At 73.4% G+C, this 13,980-nt stretch carries 11 protein-coding genes; 10 read left to right on the top strand and 1 reads right to left on the bottom strand.

Features of this window, described 5'->3' with window-relative positions:
* Positions 1-11 precede the first annotated feature (11 nt).
* From hutU to BX286_RS36565, 8 genes are all read left to right on the top strand, one after another.
* Positions 12-1,673, top strand: coding sequence for a urocanate hydratase (gene hutU, locus BX286_RS15330; protein ID WP_079427564.1), 1,662 nt, complete (start codon positions 12-14; stop codon positions 1,671-1,673).
* A 176-nt stretch (positions 1,674-1,849) separates the two neighbouring features.
* A complete protein-coding gene (locus tag BX286_RS15320) occupies positions 1,850-3,040 on the top strand; it encodes an allantoate amidohydrolase (protein ID WP_121015191.1) in 1,191 nt (396 codons plus the stop codon).
* Complete coding sequence (locus BX286_RS15315; protein WP_079427560.1) at positions 3,031-4,395, top strand: formimidoylglutamate deiminase; 1,365 nt, start codon at positions 3,031-3,033, stop codon at positions 4,393-4,395. The genes BX286_RS15320 and BX286_RS15315 overlap by 10 nt, the downstream gene beginning before the upstream one ends.
* A 30-nt stretch (positions 4,396-4,425) precedes the next feature.
* A complete protein-coding gene (gene hutI, locus BX286_RS15310) occupies positions 4,426-5,604 on the top strand; it encodes an imidazolonepropionase (RefSeq protein WP_079427558.1) in 1,179 nt (392 codons plus the stop codon).
* A 150-nt stretch (positions 5,605-5,754) separates the two neighbouring features.
* Positions 5,755-6,423, top strand: a complete 669-nt coding sequence (locus BX286_RS15305) for an LPXTG cell wall anchor domain-containing protein (protein WP_121015189.1) — start codon at positions 5,755-5,757, stop codon at positions 6,421-6,423.
* Between the two features lie 15 nt (positions 6,424-6,438).
* Positions 6,439-7,437: a hypothetical protein gene (locus BX286_RS15300; protein WP_121015187.1), complete on the top strand. Its 999-nt coding sequence runs from the start codon at positions 6,439-6,441 to the stop codon at positions 7,435-7,437.
* Positions 7,434-8,510: a hypothetical protein gene (locus tag BX286_RS15295; protein WP_100863533.1), complete on the top strand. Its 1,077-nt coding sequence runs from the start codon at positions 7,434-7,436 to the stop codon at positions 8,508-8,510. Before BX286_RS15300 ends, BX286_RS15295 begins: the two co-directional genes overlap by 4 nt.
* Positions 8,507-9,910 carry a hypothetical protein gene (locus BX286_RS36565; RefSeq protein WP_159036776.1) on the top strand — a complete coding sequence of 468 codons (1,404 nt, stop codon included), beginning with the start codon at positions 8,507-8,509 and terminating at the stop codon, positions 9,908-9,910. The genes BX286_RS15295 and BX286_RS36565 overlap by 4 nt, the downstream gene beginning before the upstream one ends.
* Before the next feature lie 76 nt (positions 9,911-9,986).
* On the opposite strand, the gene BX286_RS15280 is transcribed toward BX286_RS36565, so the two are convergent.
* A complete protein-coding gene (locus BX286_RS15280; RefSeq protein WP_079427548.1) occupies positions 9,987-11,507 on the bottom strand; it encodes a peptide MFS transporter in 1,521 nt (506 codons plus the stop codon).
* Between the two features lie 472 nt (positions 11,508-11,979).
* Here BX286_RS15280 and BX286_RS15275 point away from each other — a divergent pair, with 472 nt between their 5' ends.
* Positions 11,980-12,657, top strand: a complete 678-nt coding sequence (locus BX286_RS15275; protein WP_042812873.1) for a response regulator transcription factor — start codon at positions 11,980-11,982, stop codon at positions 12,655-12,657.
* 57 nt (positions 12,658-12,714) lie between these two features.
* Positions 12,715-13,980, top strand: a complete 1,266-nt coding sequence (locus tag BX286_RS15270) for an ATP-binding protein (RefSeq protein ID WP_079431754.1) — start codon at positions 12,715-12,717, stop codon at positions 13,978-13,980.

The raw sequence follows: 13,980 nt of genomic DNA, 5'->3' as shown, positions 1-13,980 counted from the left end.
AGGCACCCGCCATGTCAGGACCCCGCCCCGTACGGGCCGCGCGAGGCACCGAGCTCAGCACCCTGGGATGGCAGCAGGAGGCCGCCCTCCGGATGCTGCAGAACAACCTCGACCCCGAGGTCGCGGAGCACCCCGACAAGCTCGTCGTCTACGGCGGCACCGGCAAGGCGGCGCGCGACTGGCGCTCGTTCGACGCGATGGTCCGCACCCTGCAGACCCTCAAGCAGGACGAGACCATGCTCGTCCAGTCCGGCCGCCCGGTCGGCGTGATGCAGACCCACGAGTGGGCGCCGCGCGTCCTGCTCGCCAACTCCAACCTGGTCGGCGACTGGGCCAACTGGGAGGAGTTCCGCCGCCTGGAGCAGCTCGGCCTGACCATGTACGGCCAGATGACCGCCGGTTCCTGGATCTACATCGGCACCCAGGGCATCCTCCAGGGCACCTACGAGACCTTCGCCGCCGTGGCCGCGAAGAAGTTCGGCGGCACCCTGGCCGGCACCATCACCCTCACCGCCGGCCTCGGCGGCATGGGCGGCGCCCAGCCGCTGGCCGTGACGATGAACGACGGCGTCGCCATCTGCATCGACGTCGACCCGCGCGCCATCGAGCGCCGCATCGAGCACCGCTACCTCGACGTGAAGGCCGACAACCTGGCCCACGCCCTCCAGCTGGCCGTCGAGGCCCGCGACGCCCGCCGCCCGCTCTCCATCGGCCTCCTCGGCAACGCCGCCGAGCTGCTCCCGCAGATGCTGGCCGAGGGCGCGCCGATCGACATCGTGACGGACCAGACCTCCGCCCACGACCCGCTCGCCTACCTGCCCGTCGGCATCGCCTTCGAGGACATGGCCGACGCCGCCGCCAAGGACCCGGCCGGCTTCACCACCCGCGCCCGCGAGTCCATGGCCAAGCACGTCGAGGCCATGGTCGGCTTCATGGACGCCGGCGCCGAGGTCTTCGACTACGGCAACTCCATCCGCGGCGAGGCCCAGCTGGCCGGCTACGACCGCGCCTTCGCCTTCCCCGGCTTCGTCCCCGCCTACATCCGCCCGCTGTTCTGCGAGGGCAAGGGCCCCTTCCGCTGGGCGGCCCTGTCCGGCGAGGCCTCGGACATCGCCAAGACCGACAAGGCGATCCTGGAACTCTTCCCGGAGAACGAGTCCCTGCACCGCTGGATCAAGATGGCCGGCGAGCGCGTCCACTTCCAGGGCCTGCCCGCCCGCATCTGCTGGCTCGGCTACGGCGAGCGCGACAAGGCCGGCGAGCGCTTCAACGACATGGTCGCGAGCGGCGAGCTCGCCGCCCCGCTGGCCATCGGCCGCGACCACCTCGACTGCGGCTCGGTGGCCTCCCCGTACCGCGAGACCGAGGCGATGCTCGACGGCTCCGACGCGATCGCCGACTGGCCGCTGCTCAACGCCATGGTGAACGTGGCCTCCGGCGCCTCCTGGGTCTCCCTGCACCACGGCGGCGGCGTCGGCATGGGCCGTTCCATCCACGCGGGCCAGGTCACCGTCGCCGACGGCACCCCGCTGGCCGGCGAGAAGATCCGCCGCGTCCTCACGAACGACCCGGGCATGGGCGTGATCCGCCACGTCGACGCCGGCTACGACATCGCCGAGTCCGTCGCCGACGAGCGCGGCGTCCGCGTCCCGATGCGGGAGGGCGACGCCTGATGAGTGCGGGCAATCGTTCCGCTGGAGGCGGGGCCGGCCCGGTGGGTGCGAACGCGCCGTCGCCGGGTGCGGGTCCGGTGGTGCCCACCCTCCCCCAAGCTCTCGGCTCCGCTCGGGCAGGGGGTGCCCCCCTCGCCCCAGCGGAACGACTGCCCACCACCTCTTCGTTCCACGCCATGTGGGACGAGCTGGCGCCCATCGGCCGCCACGACGACAGCGGCGGCTACCGCCGCTTCGCCTGGACCGGGGCCGACGCCGACTGCCGGGACTGGTTCCGGGCCCAGGCCCAGTCGCGCGGCCTCGCCTACGAGGTCGACCGCAACGGCAACCAGTGGGCCTGGCTCGGCGACCCCCTGGCCGGCGACGCCGTGGTCACCGGCTCCCACCTGGACTCCGTCCCCGACGGCGGGGCCTTCGACGGCCCCCTCGGCGTGGTGTCCTCCTTCGCCGCCCTGGACGAGCTCCGCGCCCGTGGCGCGGCCTTCACCCGCCCTCTCGCCATCACCAACTTCGGCGACGAGGAGGGCGCCCGCTTCGGCCTCGCCTGCGTCGGGTCCCGGCTCTCCGCCGGGCAGCTGACGAAGGAGAAGGCGTACGAGCTCCGTGACGCCGACGGGACCACCCTCCCGCAGGCGATGGAGCGCGCCGGCCACGACCCCGAGGCCATCGGCGCCGACCCCGAGCGCCTCGCCCGCATCGGCGCCTTCGTCGAACTGCACGTGGAACAGGGCCGCGCCCTCGACCTGTCCGGCGACCGGGTCGGCATCGCCTCCGCGATCTGGCCGCACGGCCGCTGGCGCTTCGACTTCCACGGCGAGGCCAACCACGCCGGCACCACCCGCCTGGCCGACCGCCGCGACCCGATGCTCACCTACGCGGCGACCGTCCTGGCCGCCCGTCAGGAGGCCGCCCTCGCCGGGGCCGTCGCCACCTTCGGGAAGATCGCCGTCGAACCCAACGGGGTCAACGCCATCCCCTCCCTCGTGCGCGGCTGGCTCGACTCCCGGGCCGCCGACCAGGCCACCCTCGACACGGTCGTCACCGCCGTCGAGAAGGCCGCCCGCGAGCAGGCCGAGCGCGACGGCATCGACCTCGCCGTGGTCCGGGAGTCCTTCACCCCGGTGGTCGAGTTCGAGCACGCCCTGCGCGACGAGCTGAACCGGATCCTGGGCGGGGCCGTCCCCGTCCTCGGCACCGGGGCGGGACACGACGCCGGAATCCTCTCCGCCGCCGTCCCGACCGCGATGCTGTTCGTGCGCAACCCCACCGGTGTCTCCCACTCACCGCGGGAGTTCGCCGCCGAGGACGACTGCGTGGCCGGAGTCCTCGCCCTCGCCGACGTACTGGAAGGTCTCGCATGCAGTTGAAGGGGCCCGTGCCGACCGTGCAGAAGACGTACTGGCTGGAGCACGCCTGGCTCGGCGACCTGGTCGAGCCGGGCGTTGCCCTCGGCGTGACGGCCGACGGACGCATCGCCGAGGTGCGCACCGGGGCGGCTGCCCCGCCCCCGGGGGCGGAGGTGCTGCGCGGCCTCACCCTCCCGGGCCTGGCCAACGCGCACTCCCACGCCTTCCACCGGGCGCTGCGCTCCACCGTCCAGGTCGGCTCGGGGACGTTCTGGACCTGGCGCGAGGTCATGTACGGCGTCGCCCAGAACCTCACCCCCGAGAGCTACTTCGACCTCGCCCGGGCCGTGTACGCGGAGATGGCGCTGGCCGGCATCACCAACGTCGGCGAGTTCCACTACGTCCACCACGCCCCCGGCGGCACCCCGTACGCCGACCCCAACGCGATGGGGGAGGCCCTGATCGAGGCGGCCGCGGCGGCCGGCATCCGCATCACCCTCCTCGACACCGCCTACCTCGCCGCCGGCTTCGGCGAGGCCCCCAACGCGCACCAGCGGCGCTTCTCCGACGGCACCGCCGAGGCCTGGGCCGAACGGGTGTCCGCCCTCAAGCCCCGCGAGCACGCGCTGATCGGCGCGGCCGTCCACTCCGTCCGGGCCGTCCCGGCCGGCCAGCTGGCCACCGTCGCGGCGTGGGCGCAGGAGCGCCGGGCCCCGCTGCACGTGCACCTGTCCGAGCAGACGGCGGAGAACGACGCCTGCCTCGCGGCGCACGGCCGCACCCCGACGCAGCTGCTCGCCGACCACGGCGTGCTGGGCCCGCACACCACCGGCGTCCACAACACGCACCTGACGGACGAGGACATCGCCCTGCTCGGCGGCACCACCACCGGCACCTGCATGTGCCCGACCACCGAACGCGACCTCGCCGACGGCATCGGCCCGGCCGGCCGGCTCCAGCGGGCGGGCAGCCCGCTGTCCCTGGGCAGCGACAGCCACGCGGTGATCGACCTGCTGGAGGAGGCGCGGGCGATGGAGCTGAACGAGCGCCTGCGCAGCCGCACACGCGGGCACTGGACGGCGAACGCCCTGCTGGCGGCCGCCACCGCCGACGGCCACGCCGCGCTGGGCCGCCCGGACGCGGGCCGGCTGGAGGCCGGGGCCCTCGCGGACTTCACGACCCTCGCGCTGGACACCGTCCGCACGGCCGGGCCGCTGCCGAGGCTCGGTGCGGAGACGGCGGTCTTCGCGGCCTCGGCCGCCGACGTCCGCCACACGGTGGTGGGCGGCCGCCACGTGGTCCGCGACGGCGTCCACACCCTGGTCGGCGACGTGGCGGGGGCCCTGTCCGAAGCGATCGCCGCCGTCCGGGGCTGACGCCGGGAAACGAACTTTCCGAGAGGAACCATGACCACCACCGCCATCACCAACATCGGCAGCCTCGTCACCAACGACTCCTCCCTCGGCGACGGAACCCCCCTCGGCCTGATCGAGAACGCCGCCCTCGTCATCGACGGCGACACCATCGCCTGGGTCGGCGAGGCCGCCGCGGCCCCCGCAGCCGACGCGTCCTTCGACGCGAAGGGCCGCGCCGTCATCCCCGGCTTCGTCGACTCCCACTCCCACCTCGTCTTCGCCGGCGACCGCACCGCCGAGTTCAACGCCCGTATGTCCGGCCGCGCCTACTCCGCCGGCGGCATCCGCACCACCGTCGCCGCCACCCGCGCCGCCACCGACGCCGAGCTGGAGGCCAACCTCGTCCGCCACCTCGACGAGGCCCTCCGCCAGGGCACCACCACCTTCGAGACCAAGTCCGGCTACGGCCTCACCGTCGCCGACGAGGCCCGCGCCCTGCGCATCGCCTCCGCCCACACCGACGAAGTCACCTACCTCGGCGCGCACATCGTCTCCCCCGACTACGCCGAGGACCCGGCCGGCTACGTCGACCTCGTCACCGGCGAGATGCTCGCGGCCTGCGCCCCGTACGCCCGCTGGGTGGACGTCTTCTGCGAGAAGGGCGCCTTCGACGGCGACCAGGCGCGCGCGATCCTCACCGCCGGCGCCGCCGCCGGGCTGATCCCGCGCGTCCACGCCAACCAGCTCACCTACGGCCCGGGCGTGCAGCTCGCCGTGGAGCTGGAGGCCGCCTCCGCCGACCACTGCACGCACCTCACGGACGCCGACGTGGACGCCCTCGCCCAGGCGTCCGCCACCACCGTCGCCACGCTCCTGCCCGGCGCCGAGTTCTCCACCCGCGCCCAGTGGCCCGACGCGCGCCGGCTGATCGACGCGGGCGCCACCGTGGCCCTGTCCACGGACTGCAACCCCGGCTCCTCGTACACGAGTTCCATGCCGTTCTGCATCGCCCTCGCCGTCCGGGACATGCGCATGACCCCCGACGAGGCCCTGTGGTCGGCCACCGCCGGCGGGGCCCGCGCCCTGCGCCGTACGGACATCGGCCGCCTGGTCCCGGGCGCCCGCGCCGATCTGGCCCTCCTCGACGCCCCCAGCCACGTCCACCTCGCCTACCGGCCGGGCGTCCCGCTCGTCTCGGCCGTCTGGAACCGCGGGGTGCGCGCGGCCTGACCCGTACGCCACGGCCCGGCGGGGCGGTCCACCGGGCCGTTCACGCCGGGCCGTCCTTTGTCTTCCCTCCGTAAGGTCCCGGGCGTACCTTGAGCCACCAATCTGACATGGCGTCAGTAACCCGTCCCGTGGCCCGAGGGGAAGACCAAGGTGTCCGACCGGAAACGTTCCACCGCGCTCGCGCTGGCCTCCGCGCTGGCCGGATCCGCCGTACTGCTCGCCGCCCCCGCGGCCCACGCCGACGTGGTCGACGTCCAGTACGACTGCAAGACCCCGATCGGGGACAAGTCGGCGGTCTCGCCCATCGACATCAAGGCCGTCAAGGAGGGGGACGGCTACAAGCTGACGATGTCCTTCCAGAAGGGCGTCTCCTCCAGCCCCATCGAACTCGGCAAGGGCGCCATGAACCCCAGCGCCGTCATCATGACCGGCGGCGCCGAACAGGCCTCGGTACCGGTCTCCGGGGCCCCGAACGCCGAGGCCGCGCCCGCCAACACCCCGATCAAGATCAGTGACCTGTCGGGCACGTACACCCCGAAGAAGAGCGGCAAGGTCACCTTCACCGCCGGGGTCCTCACCATCAAGGCCATGGGGACCACCACCACCTGCACCCCCGGCAACAGCCCCAAGCCCTCCCTGGAACTGGACGTGACGGCGGCCGTGGGCGCCGCCGCCCCCGAAGGCACCCTCCCGCAGACCGGCCCCGCCGACTCCGCCCTGGCGTTCGGCACCCTCGGCGCCACCGTGGCCCTCTCCGGCGCCGCCGGCCTGCTATGGCTGACCCGGCGCGGCCCGCGGGCCCAGCGCACCCCGTCCTGAACGGAGCGGCCGCCCGTGCTCCGCACCCTCACGCCCCGCGCCCTGCGGCGCCTCGCCGCGCTGCTCCTGCTGGCCGCCGCCGCCCTCCACGGGACCCCAGCGGCGGCCGCCGACGGTGGCGAGCCCGGCTGGACCGCCGAACCGGCCTCCGGGGACACCGCCACCGCCCGACGCCCCTCCTTCTACCTCGCGGGCCCCGCCGGCACCGTGCTGGAGGACCGCCTCGCCCTCACCAACACCGGCGACCGGCAGCGGGTCGTCACCCTGCGCGGGGCCGACGCCTACAACACCCCGGGCGGCGCCTTCGCCGTCCGCCCGGCCGCCGCCTCCCGGGGAGCCGGGTCCTGGATCAGCTTCGGCTCCGCCGCCACCGTCACCCTCCCGCCGCACACCCGCGCGCTGGTCCCCTTCACCGTCACCGTCCCGCCCGCCTCCCCGCCCGGCGACCACCCCGCCGCGGTCGTCGCCGCCGAGGGCGGCCACGAGGCGGGCGTACGGGTCGACCTGCGCGTCGGCGGCCCGGCCCTGGCCGCCCTCACCGTCGAGGACGTCTCCGTACGCGGCCACGGCGCGGCCACCACCGTCGCCTACACCCTGGTCAACCGGGGCAACGTCGCCCTCACCCCCGCGCTCGCCCTGCACGCCGCATGCGGCCTCGGCGGGGCCTGCGGCGGACCCCGCAGCGGCCACGCCCTGCCGGTGGAGCTGCTGCCGGGGCAGCGCGTCGCCCTGACCGAGCCCTGGCCCGGCGCGCCCGCCCTCGACCGGGTCTCCCTGAGGCTCACCGCCACCGCCCCCGGCGCCGCCCCGGCCACCGCCACCGCCACGGCCTGGTTCCTGCCCCCGGGGAGCGCGGCCTGGGCCGGGGCCGGTCTCGTCGCGCTCGGCGGCGCCGCGCTGCTCCTCGTACGGGCCCGGCGGCGCGGGCCGGCCGGGGAGCCGTCCCGGGAACCCGTGCGCCCGCGGGCCCCGGCACCGCGATCCGAACCCGAGCTGACGGGAGCGTCCAGGTGAGCCGCACGCCCGGCCCGAGCGCCGTATCCCGCGCCGCGGCGGCACTGGCCGCCCTCGCCCTGGCCCTCCTGCCCGCGGCCCCCACCCCCGCCGCCGAGGGGAAGCCGGCGGTGGCGCTCTCGCAGCAGGAGGCGGCCAAGGGCGCCGAGCTCACCGCCACCGGGACCGGCTGGCCCGCCAGGACCCTGGTCATGCTGCTGGTCTGCGGCCAGAACATGATCGGCGGCACCAACAGCTGCGCCAACGCCGACGGGGTGGCCGTCTCGGTCGCCGACGACGGCCGCTTCACGGCCCGGCTGCCGGTCGCGGAGCCGCCCAAGCCCTGCCCGTGCGTGGTGAACGTGGCCTCGGTCAACGGCGACCAGTCGACCGTCGCCGTCCCGCTGAAGATCACCGGCCATCCGGTGGCCGACCTGCCCGCCGAGTCGGGGTCCGCCCGGCTCGCGATGCTCACGGGCGCCCGCCTCAAGGGCGGGGACGGGGTGCTGACCTGGTTCGGGGCGCCGCCGTCGCGGAGGTTCACCGCGACGATCGGCAACCTCGGCTCGGCGCCGGTCAAGGACCCGGTCTTCCAGCTGGGCACCGGGCACGGGGTGTTCGCCCCGCAGTGGGAGGAGGCCCGCTGGAAGGGCACCATCCCGCCGGGCGGGAAGGCGGAGGTGGGCCTGGACGTGGAGCTCCCGGCGGGCGCCCACGGGGACTACACCGTCTCGCTCAAGTACGGGGAGACCGTCCTCGCCACCCAGCCGTGGGGCGTGGACCGGCCGTACGGGGTGCTGCTGTTCTGGGCCCTGCTGCTGGTGGTGATCCCGACGGCGCTGTTCCGGCTGGGCATGGCCGTCGTGGACCGCTTCCGCCCCCGCCCCGGGGCGCCCGGCCGCCACCGTGGCTCGGGGCCGGCCCCGGAGGGCGCCGCGGCGGTGACTGCCCGCCTGCCGAAGGTCCCGCCCGCGGGGGTTGCCGGGCCCCCGCCGCCACCCCTGCCGTGGTTCACGCCGGAGCCGCGGGAGGCGGGGCCCCCACAGACATCCGCACCGTCTGAGAACCGTCCGACGACGAAGGGACATTCGTGAAGACCCAACGGAGGGCTGGTGCGGCCGCGGCCGCACTGCTGCTCGGCGGCGCGGGCGTGCTGCTGGCGCCGAGCACCGCCCAAGCAGCCGTGATCGACGTCCAGTACGACTGCAAGACCCCGATCGGGGACAAGTCGGCGGTGTCGCCCATCGACATCAAGGGGGTGAAGGAGGGGGACGGCTACAAGCTGACGATGTCCTTCCAGAAGGGCGTCTCCTCCAGCCCCATCCAGCTCGGCGCGGGGGCGATGACGCCCAGCGCCGTCATCGTCGTCGACGGCGCGGAGAAGACGTCCGTACCGGTCACGGGCCCGGCCAACGCCGAGCCCATCCCCGCCAACACCCCGATCAAGATCAGTGACCTGTCGGGCACGTACACCCCGAAGAAGAGCGGCAAGGTCACCTTCACCGCCGGGGTCCTCACCATCAAGGCCATGGGGACCACCACCACCTGCACCCCCGGCAACAACCCCAAGCCCTCCCTGGAACTGGATGTGACCGCCCCCGGAGGCACCACGGGCGGCACGACGGGCTCGACGACCACCGGCGGCACCACGGGCGGAAGCACGACCGGCGGCAGTACCACGGGCGGCTCCACGACCGGCTCGACGACCACCGGCGGCTCGACGACGGGCGGCTCGACCAGCGGAGGTTCCACCACCGGGGGCTCCACCACCGGCGGCTCCACCACCGGCGGATCGACGGCCGGCGGCTCCACCACCGGCGGCTCCGGCGGCCAGACCGACTTCCCGGGCAAGGCGGTGGACGTCACCTACGACTGCGGCGCCGTGGTGCCGGGCGGCATCAAAACGCCCGTGACCATCAGCGCGAAGAAGAACGGCGGCGACTACGCCCTCACCGTCAAGACCGCCAAGGGAGCGATGGCCAGCCCCATGCAGCTCCCGGCCGGAGCCCTCAAGCCCTCGATGGACATCAAGCTCGGCGGCGCCGACAGCGGCACCGTCAAGGTCACCGGCCCGGCCAACGCCGAGCCGATCCCCAACGGGGCGCCCGTGAGCCTGACCGACATGACGGGCACCTACAAGCCCGGCAAGTCAGGCAAGGTGACCCTCACCCCCGACCAGCTGACCATCGACGTCACGATGGCCCCGGGCTCCACTCCGATCAACGTGCCCTGCAAGGCCACCGCCAGCGGGGTCTCCCTGGAGCTGGACACCACGGCCCAGCCCGGAGGCTCCGGCTCCACCACCGCCGGCTCCACCACCGCAGGCCCCTCCGCCGGCGGCTCCTCGGCCGCCGCCTCCGGCGGCCTCGCCGAGACCGGCGCCCAGGACGACGGCGGGATCAAGGCCCTGGCCCTGGTCGCGGGCACGGTCATCCTCCTCGGCGGCGCGGTCTTCACCTTCACCCCCTGGCGCCGCCTGCGCGGCACGCGGTAACCCGCCCGGCGGACACAAGAAGGCCCGGCACACCATCCGGTGTGCCGGGCCTTCAGTCACCCCTCGGGGCGGTGGGTCAGTTCAGCTCGCCCATCAGGGCGTCGACCTTCTTGCGGTACATGTAGATCGCCAGACCGGCGACCACGGCGGCGGCCGCCTGGAAGAGGATCACACCGACGCCGTTCAGCTTCACGTCGGCCAGACCCAGCAGACCGGTCACGCAGTCACCGGCGGTGACGGCGAGGAACCAGACGCCCATCATCTGGGAGGCGTACTTCTGCGGCGCCATCTTGGTGGTGACCGACAGGCCGACCGGGGACAGGCAGAGCTCGGCGACGGTCTGCACCAGGAAGATCAGCACCAGCCACCACATGGTGACCTTGGTGTCGTTGCCCGCGGTCTGGTTCAGCGGCAGCGCGAAGATGAAGAACGAGGCGCCGACCAGGGCCAGGGCACCCGAGAACTTCACGATGGTGCTGGGCTCGCGGTTCCGGCGGGCCAGGACCACCCACAGGGTGGCGAAGACCGGGGCGAGCGCCACCACGAAGAGCGGGTTCAGCGCCTGGAAGATGACGGTGGGGACTTCCCAGCCGAGCAGGCTGCGCTGGGAGTTCTTGTCACCGAACAGCGAGAGGGTCGAACCGCCCTGGTCGTAGATCATCCAGAACACGGCGGCGGCCACGAAGAACCAGATGTAGGCGCTCATCTTGGACTGCTCGCCGGCCGACAGGTCCTTGTCGCGCTTGATGCGCACGAGGACGGCGACCGGTATGACCAGACCGATGATGGTGATCGGGTACAGCGCCCACTTGATCGTGAACATGCCCGCCATGCCCACCGCGGTGTAGAAGACGGCGACGACGGCCAGGACCGCGAGGACCTTGACGATCACGGCCTTGCGCTCGGCCGGGGTCAGCGGGTTCGGGACGACGCTGCTCTCGGGGTTCAGGGTGCGGGCCGCGAGCAGGTAGACCGCCAGGCCCACGCCCATGCCGATGGCGGCGAGCAGGAAGCCGAGGTGCCAGCTGACGGTCTCGCCGATGGTGCCGATCACCAGCGGGGCCGCGAAGGCACCCACGTTGATGCCGATGTAGAAGATCGTGAAACCGCTGTCGCGGCGCGAGTCGTCCAGGCCCTTGTAGAGGTGGCCCACCATCGTGGAGATGTTGGCCTTCAGCAGACCGGAGCCGAACGCGACCAGCAGCAGACCCACGAAGAAGGCGATCGTGCCGGGGACGGCCAGCGCGACGTGGCCCGCCATGATCACGCCGCCGGCGATGGCGACGGTCTTGCGGGCGCCCCAGACGCGGTCACCGAACCAGCCGCCGGGCATGGCCATGAGGTAGACCATGGCGACGTACACCGAGTAGATCGCCGTGGCCGTCGCGGCCGTGAAGGCGAGACCCCCGCCCTGGCTGCCGGTCGCGGCGTCAGCGCCGCCGGAGACCAAGTACAGAACGAGAAGCGCACGCATGCCGTAGTAGGAGAAGCGCTCCCACATCTCGGTCATGAACAGCGTGGCCAGGCCAACGGGGTGGCCGAGGAAGGTCTTCTCGTGAGCTGCGCTCGGCGAGGCCTTCGTCAGGCTGGAAGCCATGGTCGATCCTTGCTTGCTCGGGACGCTTGGCTTCGTGAGCTGTTCAGCGCCCGGTGGGGGGTGGCCGGCACCGGCGACGGATGCCCCTACCCCACGCCCTGGGGTGTCGTTCCCCGCTGTGACGGGGTGACGGAGCAGCCGTAACCGGGATCCACGCCCTCCGCGCATCCTCGCGCGCAGGGCCCGGCCCATAGGTCATTCACTGTCATCTGGGCCGGACGAGACCGACCAGAGCAGAATTTGAGGTTCTTGGCTCGGATTTGAGCGCAGATGTCCCCTCGATAGTGCATCGGGCGTTCCGCCACCATACGACAGGGCGCCGATGCATATGGAAGGGCTTGAGATATGGATCACAGGGAAGACGGGAACCGATACGTCAAGTTCGAAGGCCGATAGTAGTCAATAACCCCAGTTCCAGAGGGGTACGCAGGCAGGCGCCTCCTTCGACCCGCCGCGGACTACCATCACCCACATGACGCGTGTACTGCTCGCCGAGGACGACGCATCCATCTCGGAACCCCTGGCCCGCGCCCTGCGCCGGGAGGGCTACGAGGTCGAGGTCCGGGAGGACGGCCCCACCGCCCTGGAGGCCGGACTGCAGGGCGGCGTCGATCTCGTCGTCCTCGACCTGGGACTGCCCGGAATGGACGGCCTGGAAGTGGCCCGGCGGCTGCGGGCCGAGGGCCACGGCTTCCCGATCCTGGTCCTGACCGCCCGGGCCGACGAGGTCGACACGGTGGTCGGCCTGGACGCCGGCGCCGACGACTACGTGACCAAGCCCTTCCGCCTCGCCGAGCTGCTGGCCCGCGTACGGGCCCTGCTGCGGCGCGGCGCCAACGACGCCGCCCAGGCCCCCGCCACCCACGGCGTGCGCATCGACGTCGAGTCCCACCGCGCCTGGATGGGGGAGGAGGAGCTCCAGCTCACCGCCAAGGAGTTCGACCTGCTGCGCGTCCTGGTCCGCGACGCCGGCCGCGTCGTCACCCGCGACCAGCTGATGCGCGAGGTCTGGGACACCACCTGGTGGTCCTCCACCAAGACCCTCGACATGCACATCTCCTGGCTCCGCAAGAAGCTGGGCGACGACGCCGCCAACCCCCGCTACATCGCCACCGTCCGGGGAGTCGGCTTCCGCTTCGAGAAGAGCTGACCCGGGGGGCCCGCGGAGGGGCGGGGCGCGCTCGTCCGTTAGGGCATGCTCTACGGCATGCGCCGCCGTCTGATCAACTCCACCCTCGCCGTGGTCCTCGTCGTGATCGCCGTGTTCGGGGTCTCCCTCGTCATCGTGGAGACCCGGACCATCACCAGCAGCGCTCAGGACCGCATCGGCTCCGAGGCGCTGCGCCTGCTGGGCGTGGTCGAGGCCGACGCCCTGGAGCACCGGCGGGTGGACCCCGGCTCGCTGTCCGAACAGCTGGACATGGGCACGTACGCCCGCATCTCCGTCCCCGGTCAGCCGACGGTCGAAGTCGGCGACCGCATCGAGGACAACGTCATCCGGGGCACCGCACGCGGCGAACAGGGCGAGGTCGTCGTCGTGGAGGAGTCCCGCTCCACCGTCACCCGCGAGGTCGGGCGCACCCTGGCCGTGGTCGGCGCCGTCGCCCTGCTGGCCGTCGTCGCCGCCGTGCTCCTCGCCGTCCGCCAGGCCAACCGGCTCGCCTCCCCGCTGACCGACCTCGCCGAGACCGCCGAGCGCCTCGGCTCCGGCGACCCCCGGCCCCGCCACAAGCGCTACGGGGTCCCCGAGCTCGACCGGGTGGCCGACGTCCTCGACGCCAGCGCGGAGCGCATCGGCCGGATGCTCACCGCCGAACGCCGCCTCGCCGCCGACGCCTCCCACCAGCTGCGCACCCCGCTGACGGCCCTGTCGATGCGGCTGGAGGAGATCACCGTCACGGACGACCTGGAGACCGTCCGCGAGGAGGCGAGCATCGCCCTCACCCAGGTGGAACGGCTCACGGACGTGGTGGAGCGGCTGCTGACGAACTCGCGCGACCCCCGCACCGGCTCCGCCGTCCCCTTCGACCTCGACGAGGTCGTCAAGCAGCAGCTGGAGGAGTGGCGCCCGGCCTACCGCAGCGCCGGCCGGGCCATCGTCCGCTCCGGCAAGACCGGCATGCGGGCCGTCGGCACCCCCGGCGCGGTCTCCCAGGTCCTGGCCACCCTCGTGGAGAACGCACTCATGCACGGCGGCGGCACCGTCGCCCTGCGCACCCGCGTCACCGGCAACCAGGCCGTCATCGAGGTCACCGACGAGGGCCCCGGCGTCCCGCCCGACCTCGGCAACCGGATCTTCGAGCGGGCCATCAGCGGCCGCAACTCCACCGGCATCGGCCTCGCCGTCGCCCGGGACCTCGCGGAAGCGGACGGCGGCCGCCTGGAGCTCCTCCAGAGTCAGCCGCCGGTGTTCGCGCTCTTCCTCAGCCGCACCGCGCCCCCGCGCGCGGAGCCGGAGCGGACGGTCAGGTAG

The organism is Streptomyces sp. 3211.6 (assembly GCF_003634815.1).
GTDB classification, from domain to species: Bacteria; Actinomycetota; Actinomycetes; order Streptomycetales; family Streptomycetaceae; genus Streptomyces; species Streptomyces katrae_A.
The sequence above is the reverse complement of the archived record's forward strand: the minus strand, read 5'-3'. Positions and strand labels throughout refer to the sequence as shown.